The sequence below is a fragment of the Bordetella hinzii LMG 13501 genome, assembly GCF_001548475.1.
Lineage (GTDB): Bacteria > Pseudomonadota > Gammaproteobacteria > Burkholderiales > Burkholderiaceae_B > Bordetella > Bordetella hinzii.
This window is the reverse complement of sequence record NZ_LRUJ01000002.1, coordinates 137,226-154,271: the sequence shown is the minus strand read 5'-3', so window position 1 is coordinate 154,271 and position 17,046 is coordinate 137,226. Positions and strand designations below refer to the sequence as shown.

Sequence of the window (17,046 nt, the reverse complement as noted above, 5' to 3'; positions counted from 1 at the left end):
AGCCATGGAATCCCGCCTTCTCGACATCCTCGTGTGCCCGCTGTGCAAGGGCCGTCTCGAATTTCTGCGCGCCGAGGGCGAGCTCGTCTGCCACGCAGACCGCCTCGCCTTTCCGGTCCGTGACGGCATTCCCGTCATGCTGGAAAGCGAAGCCCGCTCGCTTGACGCGGCCACCGGCAGCTGAGCCCGCGAGCCCCGACCTTGAGCTTCGTCGCCCTCGTCCCCGCCCGCGCCGCCTCCACGCGCCTGCCTGACAAGCCCCTGGCCGACATCGCCGGCAAACCCATGGTGGTGCGCGTGGCGGAACGCGCCGCGCGCTCCGGCGCGGCCCAGGTCTGCGTGGCCACCGACGATGTCCGGGTCGAACGCGCCGTCATCGAGCATGGCTTTCAGGCCGTGATGACCCGCGCCGACCATCCGACCGGCACCGACCGCCTGGCCGAGGCCGTGCGCCTGCTGGGCCTGGCCGACGACGCCATCGTGGTCAATGTGCAGGGCGACGAGCCCCTGATCGAGCCGGCCCTCATCGACGCCGTGGCCGGACGCCTGGCCGCCACGCCCTCGGCCGACATCGCCACCTGCGCCTGTCCGCTGGCCGGCGCCGAGGCGCTGTTCAATCCCAATGTGGTCAAGGTGGTCTGCGATACCCAGGACCGCGCGCTGTATTTCTCGCGCGCCCCCATCCCCTGGGCGCGCGATGCCCTGGCCGGCGGCGAGCGCGTCATGGCCCCCGGACTGCCCGCCCTGCATCACATTGGCCTGTACGCCTATCGCGTCGGCTTTCTTCTCCGTTATCCCACCCTGCCCCAAGGCCAGCTGGAACGCTTCGAATCACTGGAGCAGTTGCGCGCCATGGAGTATGGGCACAGTATTGTGGTTCACCGAAGCCCGGCCGCGCCGGCCGCCGGCGTCGACACGCCGGCAGACCTCGAACGGGTACGCGCCATCTACGCCGGAGGGATGTAGCACGGGCCGTGCACGGCCGTGGCGCGCCGTCCTCCGCAAATGGAGCCAGATCAAGGAATCCGCGCGCACTAAGGGTTATTTCCAATGGCGCTGTCTCACATGGGCTGCTGCATTGCGGCATAATCGCCCCCGACCACAAAAAAAACCACCTCTTCAGGAGCACTTATGCGTCTCATCTTGCTCGGCCCTCCGGGCGCTGGCAAAGGCACCCAGGCCGCCTTCATCACGCAGGCCTACGGGATTCCGCAAATTTCCACTGGCGATATGCTCCGCGCGGCCGTCAAGGCCGGCACGCCCTTGGGCATCGAAGCCAAGAAGGTGATGGACGCGGGCGGCCTTGTGTCGGATGAGATCATCATCGGCCTGGTCAAGGACCGCCTGAACCAGCCCGACTGCGCCAAGGGCTATCTGTTCGACGGTTTCCCGCGCACCATTCCGCAGGCCGACGCCCTCAAGGACGCCGGCGTCAAGCTGGACTACGTGGTCGAGATCGCCGTGCCCGACGAGGACATCGTCCAGCGCATGAGCGGCCGTTGGGTGCATCTGGCCAGCGGCCGCACCTACAACGTGCAATCCAATCCGCCCAAGGTGGCTGGCAAGGACGACGTGACCGGCGAGCCCCTGACCCAGCGCGACGACGACCGCGAGGAAACCGTGCGCAACCGCCTGGCCGTCTACCAGAAGCAGACCCGGCCGCTGGTCGACTACTACGCCGGCTGGGCCGCCCAGGACGCCGCCAGCGCCCCGAAGTATCGCAAGATCTCGGGCGTGGGTTCGGTCGACGAAATCAAGGCCCGCCTGGCCGCCGCGCTGCAAAGCTGAGGCATACCCGCCGGCTGCCCTGCCCAGCGCGAGGCAGCCGGTTTTCTTTGCCCGCCGCTCCCGGCCGGGCTTCGGACTTCTTTGAGATCTGACATGGAAATCGCCAACAAGGTATTCATCGTCACGGGCGGCGCATCCGGCCTGGGCGCCGGCACCGCCCGCATGCTGGTCGCCCATGGCGGCAAAGTCGTCATCGCCGACCTGCAGGACGAACCGGGCCAGGCCCTGGCCAAGGAGCTCGGCCAGCGCTACGTGCACTGCGACGTCACCCAGGAAGCCGATGGCAAGGCCGCCGTGGCCGCCGCCCTCGAGCTCGGCCCCCTGTTCGGCCTGGTAAATTGCGCCGGCGTGGCGCCGGCGGCCAAGATCGTCGGCAAGAATGGCGCCCACCCGCTGGACCTGTTCCAGAAGGTGGTGGCCATCAACCTGGTCGGCAGTTTCAACATGATGCGCCTGGCCGCCGAGGCCATGAGCCAGAATGCGCCCGAGCCCACGGGCGAACGCGGTGTGCTGATCAACACCGCCTCGGTCGCGGCCTTCGACGGCCAGATCGGCCAGGCCGCCTACGCCGCCTCCAAGGCCGGCGTGGCCGGCATGACCCTGCCCATCGCGCGCGATCTCGCCAAGACGGGCATCCGCTGCATGACCATCGCCCCGGGCATTTTCGGCACGCCCATGATCTTCGGCATGCCCCAGGAAGTCCAGGACTCGCTGGCCGCCAGCATCCCCTTCCCCGCCCGCCTCGGCCGTCCCGAAGACTACGCCAAGCTGGTGCACAGCATCATCACCAACGACATGCTCAATGGCGAGACGATCCGCCTCGATGGCGCGATCCGGATGCCGCCGAAGTAAACTGCCCGGCAGTCCCGCGCGCCGGCCACGGCCGGCGCGCTTTTTCACTCAAGCGTTCCCATGGCATTGTTCCGCTCGGCCGCAACGGTCAGCAGCTTCACGCTGCTCTCGCGCATCACGGGGTTGGTCCGCGACATCCTGATCGCGCGTGCATTCGGCGCCGGCGCCCTGACCGATGCCTTCTGGGTCGCTTTCCGTATTCCCAACCTGCTGCGGCGCCTGTTCGCCGAAGGCGCTTTCGCGCAGGCCTTCGTGCCCATCCTGGGCGCTGCGCGCACGCGCCATGGCGACCAGGAAGTCCGTGTCCTGCTGGACCGCGTGGCCCTGCTCCTGACCCTGGCCCTCATGGCCGTCACGGTGGCGGGCATCCTGGCCGCGCCCTGGGTCGTGACGGCCATGGCCAGCGGCCTGCGAGACAGCGCGCGCGCCACCGAATTCGGCGCGGCGGTCTGGATGACGCGGGTGATGTTCCCCTACATCCTGTGCATGTCGCTGGTGGCCTTCGCCTCCGGCGTGCTCAACACCTGGCGCAAGTTCGCCGTCCCGGCCTTCACGCCGGTGCTGCTCAATCTTTCCATGATCGCCGCCGCCATCTGGCTGGCCCCGCGCATGGAGGTGCCTATCTACGCGCTGGCCATCGGCGTGATGGCCGGCGGCGTCGCGCAGTTGGTCATCCAGTGGGCCGCCCTCGCCCGGTTGGGCCTGACGCCGCGCCTGACGCCACGGGTGCGCCAGGCATGGGCCGATCCCACCGTGCAGCGCATCCTCAGGCAGATGGCCCCGGCCACGCTGGGCGTGTCGGTGGCGCAGATCTCGCTGCTCATCAACACCAACATTGCCACCTGGCTCAAGCCGGGCAGCGTGACCTGGCTGTCCTTCGCCGACCGCCTGATGGAGTTCCCGACTGCGCTGCTGGGCGTGGCGCTGGGCACGGTGCTGCTGCCCAGCCTGTCGGCCGCCCACGCCCGCCAGGATCAGGCCGGCTACAGCGCCTTGCTGGACTGGGGGCTGCGCATGGTGCTGCTGCTCGGCCTGCCCGCGGCGCTGGGCATGATGCTGCTGGCCGACGGCCTGGTCGCCACGCTGTTTCACTATGGCGCCTTCCAGGCCGGCGACGTACAGCAGACCCGGCTGGCCGTCATTGCCTATTCCGTGGGCCTGATCGGCCTGCTGTCGGTCAAGATCCTCGCGCCTGGCTTCTATGCCAAACAGGATATCCGCACACCCGTGAAGATCGCGATTCTGGTGCTGGTCATGACCCAGCTCATGAACGCCGTCTTCGTGCCGATGATGGCGCACGCCGGCCTGGCCCTGGCCATCGGCCTGGGCGCCTGCCTCAATGCCCTGATGCTGCTTACCGGCCTGCGCCGCCGGGGCGTCTACCAGCCCGGGCGACAGTGGCTGCGCTTTGTCCTGCGCATCGTGCCGGCGCTATTGGCGCTGGCCGCCGTGCTGCTATGGGCCGACCGCCACATCGACTGGATCGCGCTCAAGCACTATCCCCTGCTGCGCGCCGGCTGGCTGGCCGCCGTGCTTGCCGCCAGCGGCCTCGCCTACTTCGGCGTGCTGTTCGCCCTGGGCTTGCGGCCGCGCGATTTCAACCGCCGCGCTGCCTCCTGACCCCGCTTGTTCAGCGGAAATTAAGCTGACAGGCCTAGGCTTGTTGCGTCCTGCCAGTGCAAGTGTGATCCAGGGGTCCTTAGCCGCGCCGTGTCTGCTACGCCCGAGTCCTGAACCTTACGCTGCCTCCTGCCGCAGAGCATCGCGGCCGTCGCAACGCCTTGTGTCGGTGCTCTGAACGCGACGTTATCTATCCCCTTCCGATGACATTCGCCCTCGCCATGGCGCTGGCGGACCCTGCCTTGTCCACCCGGAACAGCAAGCACTACACGGAGGGGTTTATGGAAGAGTTCAAGGAAGGCCGCCGCGTTTTCCTGCGCGGCGCGGTGATCGGAGGCACGGCCGCGGCCGGCGCCGGCCTGCCGCTGGCGGGATTGGCGCAGCAGGCGGCGGCGCCCGCCGCACCCGCGCCGGCCGCCGACGACACACCGGCCGGCTATGTCTTTCTCACGCCCGAGGAAGCCGCCTTTGTCGAAGCGCTTGTCACGCACATGGTGCCGGCCGAAGGCGGCTTGGGCGGCAGCGGCATGGACCTCGGCCTGCATACCTATATCGACCGCGCCCTGGCCGGCAACTGGGGCAAGGGAGACCGTCTCTACCAGCAAGGCCCCTGGCAGCTGGGCACGCCCAACCAAGGCTACCAGCTGGCGCTCTCGCCAGCCGAGCTCATGCGCGCGGGCATCCTGCAGACCAATGCCTACTGTAGCAAGAAGTACGAAGGCAAATCCTTCGACATGGCCAGCGAGGCCCAGCGCGAGGAGGTGCTCAAGGGGCTGGAGGCCGGCAACATCGCCTTCGATGAAGGGCCGCCTTCCAAGGTCTTCTTCGCCATGCTCTACCAGCTCGTCATGGAAGGCATGTTCGCCGACCCGATCTACGGGGGCAATCACGATAAGGCGGTGTGGAAAGACATGGGCTTTCCCGGCGTGGTCGCCACGCACGCGCGCAACATCGTGGACTTCAAGAACAAGCCCTTCCCGAACAAGCCGCTGAGCATCGCCGACCTGGCGTAGGAGCACGACATGGCCAAGAAACTCCCCGAAGTCGACGTCGTGGTCATCGGCATGGGCTGGACCGGCGGCATTCTGTCCAAGGAGCTCGCCGAGACCGGCCTGAAGGTCGTGGCGCTCGAGCGCGGCGAGCATCGCGCCCCCGCCGAGGACTTTTCGGTGCCCCATATCCGCGACGAACTCAACTTCAGCACGCGCCACGGCCTCATGATAGACACCCGGCGCGACACCCTCACGGTGCGCAACAACATCAAGGAAACCGCGCTGCCCATGCGCCGCCTGGGCTCCTTTCTGCCGGGCGACGGCCTGGGCGGGGCCGGTTCGCACTGGAACGGCCACACCTGGCGCTGGACCGACCATGAGTTCAAGGTCCGCTCGCTGTATGAACAGAAATACGGCAAGAAATTCATCCCCGCCGACATGACCGTCCAGGATTGGGGCATCACCTATGCCGAGCTGGAACCCTTCTACGACCGCTTCGAATATGTGGCGGGCATATCGGGCACGGCCGGCAACGTGGGCGGCAAGAAGATGGAGGGCGGCAATCCCTTCGAGGCCGAACGCAAGCGCGACTACCCCCTGCCCGCGCTGGAGCGCAGCCATGCCTGTGATCTATTCGATGCGGCGGCCAAGAAAGCGGGCTACCACCCCTTCCCCATGCCCACCTCCAACGCCTCCAAGCCCTACACCAATCCGGACGGCTCGGTGTTCGGCCAATGCCAGTACTGCGGCTTCTGTGAGCGCTTCGGCTGCGAATCCAACGCCAAGGGCAGCCCGCTGATCACCGTCATCCCGCTGGCCAAGAAACAGCCCACCTTCGAGCTGCGCACCCACGCCTGGGTCACCAAGATCGTCATGGACAAGCAGAAGAAGATGGCAACGGGTGTGGAGTACACCAACATCAGCACCGGCGAGCAGCTGTTCCAGCCCGCCAAGCTGGTGGTCCTGGCCGCCTATGCGCTGAACAATGTGCACCTGATGCTGCTCTCGGGCATCGGCAAGCCCTACGATCCGGCCACGGGCAAGGGCGTGGTGGGCCGCAACTACTGCTACCAGACCGGCGCCGGCGCGACCCTGTTCTTCGAGGAAGGGCATATTTTCAATCCCTTCATGTCCACCGGCGGCCTGTCCACCGTGATCGACGACTTCCACGCCAACTGGGACTTCGACCGCTCGCAGCCCGATGCGCGTTTCGTGGGCGGCTACACCATCAGCGGCGGCATGTACCATGGGCGGCCCATCGAATACCACCCCGTGCCCGCCGGCACGCCGCGCTGGGGCAAGGCCTGGAAGGAAGCGGTGCAGAAATGGTATCTGCGCGCCATGAGCATCGGGTCCTCGGGCAGCGTGATGGCCAACCGCTACAACTTCCTCGACCTGGATCCCACCTATCGCAATGCCATCGGCCAGCCGCTGATGCGCATGACCTTCGACTACAAGGAGAACGAACAGCGCATCTCGGCGCATGCGGCCAAGATCATCAACGAGATTTCGCGCTCGATGAACCCCACGCATTTGAACGAAGCCAAGGCGCGCATGTCATGGTCGGTCGTGCCCTACCAGAGCACGCACAACACGGGCGGCACCATCATGGGCACCGACCCGTCGCTGAGCGTGACCAACAAGTACGGGCAATGCTGGAACGCGCACAACCTCTTCATCTGCGGCGCGTCGCTGTTCGGCCACAACGCGGCCTATAACCCCACCGGCCCGGTGGGCGCGCTGGCCTATCACACAGCCGACGCGATCAAGGGCAAATACCTCAAGCAACCCGGCGCGCTGCTGCACGCCTGATCCAAGGAGTTGGCAATGATGAAGACATCGACAAGCCTGGCCGCCCTCGCCCTTGCCCTGTCCTGTAGCCCGGGCGCCTGGGCCCAGGACAAAGTCCTGGACCTTGGAAAGCAGGCCTATCAGGAGTGCATCGCCTGTCACAGCGTCAAGGCCGGCGAAAACGGGGTCGGTCCCAGCCTGGCCGGCGTGTTCGGCACCAAGGCGGGCGAGGTGCCGGGCTTTCGCTTCTCGGGCCCCATGAAGCGCAGCGGATTGACCTGGGATGCGGCCACCTTGGACAAATACCTGGAGAATCCGCAGGCCCTGGTGCCGGGCACGCGCATGCCCTACTCGGGCATGGCGGACGCGGAAAAACGTGCTGCCCTGGTCAAATACCTCGAAACCTTGAAGTAAAGCCTGAAATACGGATACTATATTTCGCTATATTGCAACAAAACGAAAAGACCACTCAAAAAAGTGGTCTTTTCGATTGGTGGAATGCAAAGAGCCTGCTACGCTAGAGTAAGGTTTGGTAAAAAAGACTATGATTTATTAACCGCATTACTGAGGCCCCCGCGGGGTCCAGCGTGGAAAAAGAAGTGATATCCACCGACATACCGCCGCTCTCGGACCAGGTAATTGATTGGTTGCTCCTGCTGCGTTCCGGCCGAGCAACCCGGCGCGATTACGCGAATTTCATGGCATGGCGTGAAGCCAGCCCCATGCACGAGAGCGCCTGGCAGCAGGTTTCCCAGACCCTGGGCAATTCCATGGCCGGACGGCTGGGGGATGCCTATCCCCTGGGCTACCAGGGCCATGCCGCGGCGGCACAGCCCCGTCCGCCCGCATCCGCCCAGCCCATGCCGCCGCCCGAAGAAGCGCCCGCGCCGTCGCGCCGGCGTTTCCTGGCGGGCGCGCTGGCCGTGACGGCCGCGGCCGGCGCCGGCGCGCTCGTCGCCGTGCGCGATTTCTATCCCTTGTCCAGCGTGGCGGCGGATGCCGCCACCGCCACCGGCGAACGCCGCCGCTACCAGCTCACCGATGGCACCGAACTGCTGCTCGACGCCCGCAGCCGCGTCAACCTGGAGTTCACGGCCACCTACCGCCGCCTGATGCTGCTCGAGGGCGCGGTGGCCGTGACGGCGCCCGAAGACCCCAACCGGCCTTTCCTGGTGCAGACCGCCGAAGGCGTGGTGCGCTCTTCGGGCAAGCGCTACATGGTGCGCCAGCAGGCGCGCCGCACCCTGGTCGTCGCCCACGAAGGCGATCTGGACGTCGAAACCGTGGGCGGCACGCGCGGCAGCATCCCGCAAGGCACGGGGGCCCGCTTCGATGCCGCGCGCCTGGACGCCGCCCGCAGCGAGCTGGCCACGGAGGCCGCCTGGGAAGGCGGCTGGATCAACGCCAACGGGCGTCCCTTGGCCGAAATCGTCGCGGCCCTGCGCCCCTATCGCCACGGGACGCTGCGCGTGTCCATGGCCGCGGGCGGCCTGCCGGTCACCGGCATGTACCCCCTGGACGATTCCGAGGCCGCGCTGCAGGCCTTGGGCGAGCGCATGCCCATCGCCATCCAGCGCCTGACCCCCTGGTTCGTCTCCATCAACGTGGCGGCATCCTGATCCGCCCCCGCTAAATCCCCGCGCCCTCGCCGCCCTGGCCGGCTCGCGGTACACTAGCGCCTGCAAGACGTCGCCGGCAGGCCACAAACACACGGCGCTGCCCGGCCAAAAAAAGCTTTGTCTCAAGGGACTTGCATTCTCCGGCAAGCTTGATACAATATCCGACTTTGCCGAATTCACTAAACTCTAAGCAACATGGCCAATACCGCCCAAGCCCGCAAGCGCGCTCGCCAATCGGTTGAGCGTAACAAGCACAACTCCAGCCTGCGCTCGATGCTGCGTACCGCGATCAAGCGCGTTCGCCAAGCCATCGCTACCGGCGACAAGGCTGTGGCTGGCGAGACGCTGCGCAAAGCCAGCAGCGTTATCGACCGCGTGGCTGACAAGAACATCATCCACAAGAACAAGGCCGCTCGCCACAAGAGCCGCCTGGCCGCCGCCGTCAAGGCGCTCGCCTAAGCAGCTATGCCGCCCTTGGCCCTGGTCCGCGACCGGGGCGCACGGGCAGCATATGAATGCGGCAAAAAAAAGGATGCCCACGGGCATCCTTTTTGCATGGGCGGCTCCCCGCCGCCTGGGCGCTCAAGTCGGAAACGCCTCGCGCAGACCGAAGACGGCCTGCTTGAAGACCCCGATATCCGTGCCCACCGCCACGAAGTGCATGCCCATATCCAGATAGCGGCGCGCGTCGGCGGCCACCGGCGCCAGTATGCCCACCGCCTTGCCGGCCGCGTTGACACGCTGATAGAGGTAGCGGATGGCCTCCTGCACTTCGGGATGGCCGGGGTTGCCCAGATGGCCCAGGGCCGCCGCCAGATCAGACGGGCCGATAAAGACACCATCCACCCCTTCGACGGCCGCGATATCGTCCACGGCCTCGATGCCGGGCCGGCTTTCGATCTGCAATAACACGCAGATATTGTCATTGATGGTGTGCAGATAGTCTGGCACGGTGCCGTAGCGGTTGCTGCGATGCAGGCCCGCCACGCCGCGCATCCCTTGCGGCGGATAGCGCGTGGCCGCCACGGCCTGCCGCGCCTGCTCTTCCGATTCGATGAAGGGAATGAGCAGGTTGTAGAAGCCGATATCCAGCATGCGCTTGATCTCGACCGGATCATTCCAGGAAGGCCGGCCCACCGGCGCGCTCTGGCTGGCCAGCAAGGACTGCAGCTGCTGGACGAAGCCCGGTATTTCATTGGGCGCGTGCTCGCCATCGAGCAGCAGCCAGTCGAAGTCCGCCAGGCCGGCCAGCTCCGCGGTGAGATGGCTGGGCATGGAAAGCCAGAAGCCGATGAGGCGCTCGCGCGCCAATATCCGCTGGCGGAAGCGGTTGGGCAATGGTGAAGTCATGGAGTATCCACTAGGCAAAAAAGACATCTGGCCGGTCGGCCGGTACTCAATCCATGCGGGCGCCCGAGGCCTTGGCGGCCTTGCCCCATTTCTCGATTTCTGCGCTGACAAAGGCCGAAAAGGCCTTGGGGTCATTGCCGACCACGACAAAGCCCACTTTTTCCAGCTTGTCGCGCAAGGCGGGCTCGGACATGGCCTTGACCGTGGCGCCATGCAAGCGCTCGATCACCGCGGGCGGCGTGCCGGCGGGGGCCGACAGGCCGAACCAGGATTCGGCGGCGAAGCCAGGATAACCGGACTCGGCGATGGTGGGGATATCGGGATAGGCCGGATTGCGCTTGGCGCTGGCGACGGCCAGCGCCCGCAGCTTACCCGCCTGCACCTGCGGCAAGACGTTGTCCTGGTTCAGGAAGAGTACGGACACCCGGCCCCCTATGGTATCCGTGATGGCCGCGGCGCCTCCCTTGTATGGCACGTGGACCAGGTTTATGTCGGCGGCCTGCTTGAGCATTTCCATGGCCAGATGGCCGGATGAGCCGTTCCCCGAGCTGGCGTGCGTGTACTTGCCGGGGCTGGTCTTGGCCAGCTTGATGAATTCGGCAAACGTGCGGCCCGGAAACTCCGGGTTGGCGACCAGCACATTGGGGCCCGTGGCCAGCAGCGAAATGTGCGCGAAATCCTTGTCCCTGTACGGCATGGACTGGTAGAGCGCATAGTTGATGGCATTGGAGCCCACGCCTGACAGCAGCAGCGTGTAGCCATCGGGCGCGGCCTTGGCCACGACGTCGGAGCCGATATTGCCATTGGCGCCGCCCTTGTTCTCCACAATGACGGTCTGCCCCAGCTCCTTGCCGAGTTCGGCGGCCAGCAGCCGGCCCACCGCATCGGTGCTGCCCCCCGGCGGGAATGGCACGACCAGGCGCACGGGCTTGTCCGGCCAGGCCGCGGCCGTAGCCGGCAGGCTGGCGAACAGGCCCGCCGAGGCGATCAGGGCCGCCAGGGCGCGGCGGCGATTGATGAACAGGGATTTACGGCGCAGCATGCTGTTGTCTCCTCGTGCCGGCCCGGCCGGCATCTTATGTATTGAGCAAGTCTGAAACCGGCGGGCCGCAAGGCCCGCCCACCACTGGGGTCAATGAATTTCCGGTTCTCCCGGCTCGGCGGTCTTGCGCGTTTGCAGGAAGTCGAAATCGCAGCCGCTGTCGGCCTGGCCGATATGCTTGAGATACAGCACGCCGAAGCCGCGGTCGAACTTGGGCGCCGGCGGCTGCCAGGCCTGCCTGCGGGCCGCCATCTCGGCATCCGTAATGAGCACGTCGATACGCCGCGCCGGCACATCCAGGGCGATCAGGTCGCCCGTGCGGACCAGCGCCAAGGGGCCGCCCACATAGGCCTCGGGTGCCACGTGCAGCACACAGGCGCCGTAGCTCGTGCCGCTCATGCGCGCATCCGAGATGCGCACCATATCGCGCACCCCTTGCTTGAGCAGCTTCTGCGGAATGGGCAATTGCCCCCACTCCGGCATGCCGGGCGCTCCCTGGGGGCCGGCATTCTGGAGCACGATCACGCTGTCGGCGCTGATATCCAGGTCGGGATCGTCGATGCGCTCGGCCATGTCGTTGTAGTCCTTGAAGACCACGGCCGGGCCGGTGTGCACTTGCAGCCTTTCCTCCATGGCGGGCGGCTTGATGACCGCGCCGTCGGGCGCCAGGTTGCCGCGCAGCACGGCCAGGCCGTCGCATGGCACCAGCGCCTGCTCGCGGCCACGGATGACATCGTCATTGAAGACGCGCGCCCCGGCGATGTTCTCGCCCAGGCTGCGGCCATCGACCGTGCCCTGCCCCAGGTCCAGCAGGTCGCCCAGCTGCACCAGCAAGGCGCGCAGGCCGCCAGCGTAATAGAAGTCTTCCATCAGGTATTTGCCGGCCGGCCGCAGATTGGCCAGCACGGGCGTGCTGCGCGCCAGCGCGTCAAAGCGGTCCAGGTCGAGATCGAAGCCGGCGCGGCGCGCCATGGCGATGAGGTGGACCACCGAGTTGGTCGATCCGGACAGGGCCAGGACCGCGCGCACGGCATTGTCGAACGAGGCCGCGCTCAGGAAATCGCTGGGCTTGAGGTCCTGCCAGACCATTTCGACAATGCGCTTGCCGGTCAGGCTGGCCATCTGGCCATGGCGTGAATCGGGCGCCGGAATCGACGAATAACCCGACAGGCACAGACCCAGGGTCTCGACCGCCGCCGTCATGGTCGACGCGGTGCCCATGGTCATGCAGTGGCCGGGGGAACGGGCGATGCCGTCCTCCACGCCCTGCCAGTCATCCTCGGTGATATTGCCGGCGCGCAGCTCGGCCCAGTATTTCCAGGTATCCGAACCCGACCCCAGCGTAACGCCGTTCCAGTTGCCGCGCAGCATGGGACCCGCCGGCACGAATATCGTCGGCAGGTCCATCGAGATCGCGCCCATGAGCAAGGCCGGCGTGGTCTTGTCGCAGCCGCCCATGAGCACACAGCCATCGGCCGGATAGGAGCGCAGCAGCTCCTCGGTCTCCATGGCCAGCAGGTTGCGATACAGCATGGTGGTGGGTTTCTGGAAGGGTTCCGACAGGCTCATGGCCGGCATCTCCACCGGAAAGCCGCCCGCCTGCCAGATGCCGCGCTTGACCTCCTCGACCCGCTGCTTGAAATGGCTGTGGCAAGGATTGATGTCGCTCCAGGTGTTGATGATGGCGATCACCGGTTTGCCGGCATAGTCGGAACGGTGATAGCCCATCTGGGCCGTGCGCGAACGATGGCCGAAGGAGCGCAGGTCTTTCACGCCATACCAGCGATGGCTGCGCAGCTCTTCGGGCAGCTTGCGCTTGGGGGATTTGCTCATTGTGCTGTCTTCCTCTATTGGAGTCCCAATACATAGCGCGCGCCGCTGCGCTCGCAGATCGCGCGCAATTTTTCATCCAGTGCCCGCGATATCGGCACGCCCGCCGCATCTCGCCGCCGCGCCTCGGCCGCCTCCGGGTCGCCGGGCACCAACACCGGCGCCTGCGGATCGGCCGCGGGTGTATCGCGCATGGTATCGATCAGCTCGTCCATCTCGTCTTCGAAAGAGCCCGCATCGCGGAAGGCATCGGGATTGAGGGCGAGGAAAAAATGCCCCACGTCATCGCCTTGCCCGGGCCGGCGCCTGCGCGCATGCCTGGCGGCCAGGGCGCTGCCGCCCAGCGTGCCACCCAGGGTCTGGGCCAGCAGGGCCAGGCCATAACCCTTGTGGCTGCTCATGGCGGCCGTGCCGCCCAGGGGCGTGAGACCGCCTTCCTCGCGCTTGAACAGGAATTGCATGGCCAGGCCAGCGTCCGTCACGCTATGGCCCTGGCCGTCCACGGCCCAGCCTGGCGGCAGGGTCTTGCCGTAGAAGTCATAGACTTTGACCTTGTTGGCCGCCACGGTCGTGGTGGCCATGTCGAGGACCAGGCCTTCGTTGTGCGTGGCGGGTGCGGCGAAGGCCAGCGGATTGGTCCCCAGCATGGGCATGGCGCCGCGCGTGGGCACCATGATGAGCGTGGTGGCGCTGCTGGCCACCAGACCGACCAGGCCGCGCGCCAGGGCCAGCCGGGCGTAGACACCGGCCGCGCCGAAATGATGGGAGTTGCGCACCGAGACCGCGCCCACGCCATGGCTCAATGCCTTGTCACAGGCCAGGTCCATGGCCTGCTGTGACACGGGATGGCCCAGGCCGCCCATGGCGTCGAACAAGGCGCTGGCCGTGCCCTCGCGCACCAGGCGCGGCCGCGCACGCAGCTCCAGCGTGCCGGCGCGCCATTTTTCTTCGTACATAGGCAGCATGGAGATCCCATGCGAATCGACGCCCAGCCGGTCCGTCTCGGCCATCAGCCGCGCGCTGGTGGCTGCGAGGTCCTGGGGCATGCCCCAGGCGGCCAGGACCCTCTCGATCTGTTCGCGCACCCGCGCCACGGTGGCGCGCATGCCTGCTGCTTTGTCGTCTTGCACCGCTTGTCTCCTTCGGGATCCGCCGCCCGGGTCTGCCGCCCGCTGGCGCCATGAGTGTCAGTCGCGCTCCCTGTCGACCAGCCTGTGCCGTGCCTGGCCCAGGTGGAATTGCATCGCCACGCGCGCGCGCTCGCCATCCTGCGTCCGGATGGCCGCCAGGATGGCCGCATGCTCGTCGGCCACGCGCTCGGCGCGCTGGCGCGAACCGGTGCGCGTCAGGTTCAGGGCCAGCCTCATGAAGCCGCTGATGGACTCATGGATCGTCTCCAGCACGCCCAGGTAGAAATCATTGCCGCTGGCCTCGGCGATGCTGGCATGAAACGCCAGGTCCGCCTCGGGCGACACCCTGCCGCCGGCCAGCATGGCCACGAAAGCCTCATGCGCCTGCTCGATATGCTGGAGCTGCTCGTCGCTGCGCCGCAAGGCGGCCAGGCGCGCCGCATCGCCTTCCAGGGCCACGCGCACCTCCTGGGCGCGCAGATAGGCCCCCACGTTCTGCACATCGGGAAAGGTCTTGAGCCGCGGCGCGGGCTGATGGCTGACGAAGGTGCCCAGGCCTTGGTGCGCGGTGATCAATCCATCGGCACGCAGCCGCAAGAGCGCTTCGCGCACCACCGGCCGCGACACGCCGAAGCGGTCGCAGATTTCGTGTTCGGATGGCAGCTTGTCGCCCACGCTCAGCCGCCCCGACGCGATCTGCTCGAAGATCTGTCCGTAGAGCTGGTCGGCCAGGCGCACGCGCTGGCCTCTTTCCAGCGGCGCCGGCTCATCCCCTGTGTGTTTCGTCGTGGCCACGCGGACTCCTGGAAATAGGCGGGCAGGCAGCCGCTATGGTACCCGGGCCGCGCCGCGGAAGCATCAAGCGGCCACGACCTTGCCATCCTGGGCCAGCAAGGCCCGCGCCACCGGCGCGACGCGCTCGCGCTCAGCCGCGTCCAGCCCGCTCAGCAGCGGCAGCATGGGTCCCATGTCCGCCACCCCGGCCAGCGTCACGGCGTCATGCAGCACGCGGATGGGACTGATGCCGTCACGGCAGTCCTCCAGCGGGAGATAGGCCGCGCGCAGGCGTTCGGCCTCATCGAAGCGCCCGGCATGCAAGCTGCGCAGCAACTGCATCGAGCCGCGCGGCGCCACGCACACCGATCCCGAGGTAAAGCTCTTCAAACCGAACTGGCGGAAATGCACGATGGCAGGCCGCTCGCCGATGCCGCTGACCACATAGCGCGCATCCACATCCTTGAGCAGCGACGCCAGATACGCATCCTGCGCGGGATCGTCGCGCACCACCGCATACTTGATGGCCGCGATGCGGCCTTCCTCGATCAGGCGGGCCAGCGTGGCGGGCGCCATGTAGTCAGCCGACTTGATGTAGATCACGGCCGGGCGGCCCAGCGCGTCGCTGAAGCGGCGCACGCCTTCGGCCAGGCCAGCGTCCGTATAGGGAAAGGACATGGGCAGCAGCATGGCCGTCGGAAACGCGCGCGCGCGCAGGATGCGGGCCTGGTCGATGAACTTGCCATAGTCAGGCCCGGCCGAAGGCAGCACCCAGGTGTCGGCCCCCGCGGCGTCGGCCAGCGCGTCGATGACGCTGGCGTATTCGCTCACTGCGATGTTGTAGAAATTGGCGTTGCCGCCGTACATGACATTGCGCACGCCCCCCTCCTCCAGATGCCGCAGCAAAGCCCGGTTGGCCGGCAAATTCAAGGACAGGTCGGCATGGCGCGCCAGCGGCGGCACGGCGATCACGGAACGTTGCAGGTCGGCGGCGGTAACCGGGCTGGTCTTCATGGCGGCGCAAACTCCAGAAAAAATGATGGGGGGCGGGCTTTCACTTGATTGACAAGCATACTACCAATACCTATATTTGTTTTACAAGTGGCAGTCCCATGAAGGCGCCCCGCTGCGCAGCAAGATCACAAGCGATCCCGCGTCGCGTGCCACGGGAGCGCTCGGTCCATGCACGCGACCCGAGGAGACAAGGTGAATCGCTTTCTGCAAACCTGCGCGGCCATGACCCTGGCCGCCTGCGCCGGGTGGCCCGGCGCCGCCCCCGCCGCTTATCCCGAAAAACCCGTCACCATGATCGTGCCCTTCGTGCCGGGCGGGTCTTCCGACATCACCGCGCGCGCGGTCACGCCTGGCCTGTCGCAGCGTCTGGGCCAGACCTTCGTGGTGGAAAACAAGCCCGGCGCCAATAGTTCGATCGGCGCGCAGGCCCTGGCGCGCGCCACTGCCGACGGCTACACCATGATGGTGGGCTCCATCGGCACCTTCGCCATCAACGAGGCGCTCTACCGCAACCTCTCCTACAACCCCAGCAAGGACTTCCAATATCTCACCCAGGCTGTGCGCAACCCCAACGTCCTCGTTGCGCCGCCGAACTTCCCCGCCAACAACGTGGCCGAACTGGTTGCCTATGCCCAGCAGAATCCCGGCAAGGTCTCCTATGCCTCGTCGGGCACGGGCTCATCGGATCACCTATCGGCCGTCATGTTCCGCCAGCGCACTGGCACCACGGGCGTGGACGTGCCCTATCGCGGCGGCGGCGCGGCGATCGCCGACCTGATCGGCGGCCAGGTCAATGTCTCCTTCCAGAACCTGGGCGCGGTGCAAAGCCATATCAAGGCAGGCAAGCTCAAGGCCCTGGCGACCACCGGCCAGGCGCGCATCGCGGAACTGCCCGATGTGCCCACCCTGGCCGAGGCGGGCGTCAAGGATATGGTGGTCTATTCCTGGCAGGGCTTTGCCGTGCCGCGCGACACGCCGGCCGCCGTGGTTACGAAACTGGCCGACGCCCTGCGCGAGACGCTGCGCGACCCGCAAGTCGCCAAGACCCTGCAGGGGCTGGGCTTCGAAGTGGTGGCCAATACGCCGCAGGAGTTCACCCGTTTCCAGCAGGAAGAGGTCAAACGCTGGAAAGACGTCATCGGCAAGAGCGGCATCTCGCTGGAATGATGCGGCCCCGCCCCGGGCGCGCCGGCAGGCGCCCCGGGAATCAAGTAGCATTTTTGCTTTGCCATTTCCCCCAACGT

At 66.7% G+C, this 17,046-nt stretch carries 17 protein-coding genes; 11 read left to right on the top strand and 6 right to left on the bottom strand.

Translation table 11 applies throughout. The features are described from left to right. The first annotated feature begins 4 nt into the window (after nucleotides 1-4). From AXA74_RS02145 to rpsT, 10 genes are all read left to right on the top strand, one after another. Complete coding sequence (locus AXA74_RS02145) at nucleotides 5-184, top strand: Trm112 family protein (RefSeq protein ID WP_029579604.1); 180 nt, start codon at nucleotides 5-7, stop codon at nucleotides 182-184. A gap of 17 nt (nucleotides 185-201) precedes the next feature. Continuing rightward, nucleotides 202-966 (top strand): 3-deoxy-manno-octulosonate cytidylyltransferase, encoded by a 765-nt coding sequence (gene kdsB, locus AXA74_RS02140; RefSeq protein WP_032977655.1) that lies wholly within the window; start codon nucleotides 202-204, stop codon nucleotides 964-966. Between the two features lie 165 nt (nucleotides 967-1,131). After that, nucleotides 1,132-1,788, top strand: a complete 657-nt coding sequence (adk, locus tag AXA74_RS02135) for an adenylate kinase (protein WP_032956681.1) — start codon at nucleotides 1,132-1,134, stop codon at nucleotides 1,786-1,788. Nucleotides 1,789-1,881: 93 nt separating this feature from the next. Continuing rightward, nucleotides 1,882-2,640 (top strand): 3-hydroxyacyl-CoA dehydrogenase, encoded by a 759-nt coding sequence (locus tag AXA74_RS02130; RefSeq protein ID WP_029579607.1) that lies wholly within the window; start codon nucleotides 1,882-1,884, stop codon nucleotides 2,638-2,640. 60 nt (nucleotides 2,641-2,700) lie between these two features. Then, nucleotides 2,701-4,260, top strand: a complete 1,560-nt coding sequence (murJ, locus tag AXA74_RS02125; RefSeq protein ID WP_029579608.1) for a murein biosynthesis integral membrane protein MurJ — start codon at nucleotides 2,701-2,703, stop codon at nucleotides 4,258-4,260. 281 nt (nucleotides 4,261-4,541) lie between these two features. After that, complete coding sequence (locus AXA74_RS02120; protein WP_032964537.1) at nucleotides 4,542-5,273, top strand: gluconate 2-dehydrogenase subunit 3 family protein; 732 nt, start codon at nucleotides 4,542-4,544, stop codon at nucleotides 5,271-5,273. 9 nt (nucleotides 5,274-5,282) lie between these two features. Then, complete coding sequence (locus AXA74_RS02115; protein ID WP_032977652.1) at nucleotides 5,283-7,064, top strand: GMC family oxidoreductase; 1,782 nt, start codon at nucleotides 5,283-5,285, stop codon at nucleotides 7,062-7,064. 18 nt (nucleotides 7,065-7,082) lie between these two features. Beyond that, nucleotides 7,083-7,457 (top strand): c-type cytochrome, encoded by a 375-nt coding sequence (locus AXA74_RS02110; protein ID WP_029579611.1) that lies wholly within the window; start codon nucleotides 7,083-7,085, stop codon nucleotides 7,455-7,457. Nucleotides 7,458-7,642: 185 nt separating this feature from the next. Then, nucleotides 7,643-8,662: a FecR domain-containing protein gene (locus AXA74_RS02105; protein ID WP_032959505.1), complete on the top strand. Its 1,020-nt coding sequence runs from the start codon at nucleotides 7,643-7,645 to the stop codon at nucleotides 8,660-8,662. Nucleotides 8,663-8,857: 195 nt separating this feature from the next. After that, on the top strand, nucleotides 8,858-9,121 hold the full coding sequence (gene rpsT / locus AXA74_RS02100) for a 30S ribosomal protein S20 (protein WP_012417773.1): 264 nt from the start codon (nucleotides 8,858-8,860) through the stop codon (nucleotides 9,119-9,121). Nucleotides 9,122-9,244: 123 nt separating this feature from the next. Here the strand turns inward: rpsT and garL are convergent, their stop codons facing one another. From garL to AXA74_RS02070, 6 genes are all read right to left on the bottom strand, one after another. Beyond that, nucleotides 9,245-10,012 (bottom strand): 2-dehydro-3-deoxyglucarate aldolase, encoded by a 768-nt coding sequence (gene garL / locus AXA74_RS02095; protein ID WP_029579614.1) that lies wholly within the window; start codon nucleotides 10,010-10,012, stop codon nucleotides 9,245-9,247. A gap of 46 nt (nucleotides 10,013-10,058) precedes the next feature. Beyond that, on the bottom strand, nucleotides 10,059-11,054 hold the full coding sequence (locus tag AXA74_RS02090) for a Bug family tripartite tricarboxylate transporter substrate binding protein (RefSeq protein ID WP_029579615.1): 996 nt from the start codon (nucleotides 11,052-11,054) through the stop codon (nucleotides 10,059-10,061). Between the two features lie 90 nt (nucleotides 11,055-11,144). After that, nucleotides 11,145-12,887 carry an L-arabinonate dehydratase gene (araD, locus tag AXA74_RS02085; RefSeq protein ID WP_032956799.1) on the bottom strand — a complete coding sequence of 581 codons (1,743 nt, stop codon included), beginning with the start codon at nucleotides 12,885-12,887 and terminating at the stop codon, nucleotides 11,145-11,147. Between the two features lie 14 nt (nucleotides 12,888-12,901). Then, nucleotides 12,902-13,990 (bottom strand): Ldh family oxidoreductase, encoded by a 1,089-nt coding sequence (locus AXA74_RS02080; protein WP_051593900.1) that lies wholly within the window; start codon nucleotides 13,988-13,990, stop codon nucleotides 12,902-12,904. Between the two features lie 81 nt (nucleotides 13,991-14,071). After that, the gene (locus AXA74_RS02075) at nucleotides 14,072-14,809 is read right to left on the bottom strand and encodes a FadR/GntR family transcriptional regulator (RefSeq protein ID WP_032956804.1); all 738 of its coding nucleotides are present in this window, start codon (nucleotides 14,807-14,809) and stop codon (nucleotides 14,072-14,074) included. 63 nt (nucleotides 14,810-14,872) lie between these two features. After that, nucleotides 14,873-15,802, bottom strand: coding sequence for a dihydrodipicolinate synthase family protein (locus AXA74_RS02070; RefSeq protein WP_029579619.1), 930 nt, complete (start codon nucleotides 15,800-15,802; stop codon nucleotides 14,873-14,875). Between the two features lie 222 nt (nucleotides 15,803-16,024). Between AXA74_RS02070 and AXA74_RS02065 the strand changes: the two genes are divergently transcribed. Next, the gene (locus tag AXA74_RS02065) at nucleotides 16,025-16,969 is read left to right on the top strand and encodes a Bug family tripartite tricarboxylate transporter substrate binding protein (RefSeq protein ID WP_223850598.1); all 945 of its coding nucleotides are present in this window, start codon (nucleotides 16,025-16,027) and stop codon (nucleotides 16,967-16,969) included. Nucleotides 16,970-17,046 lie beyond the last annotated feature (77 nt).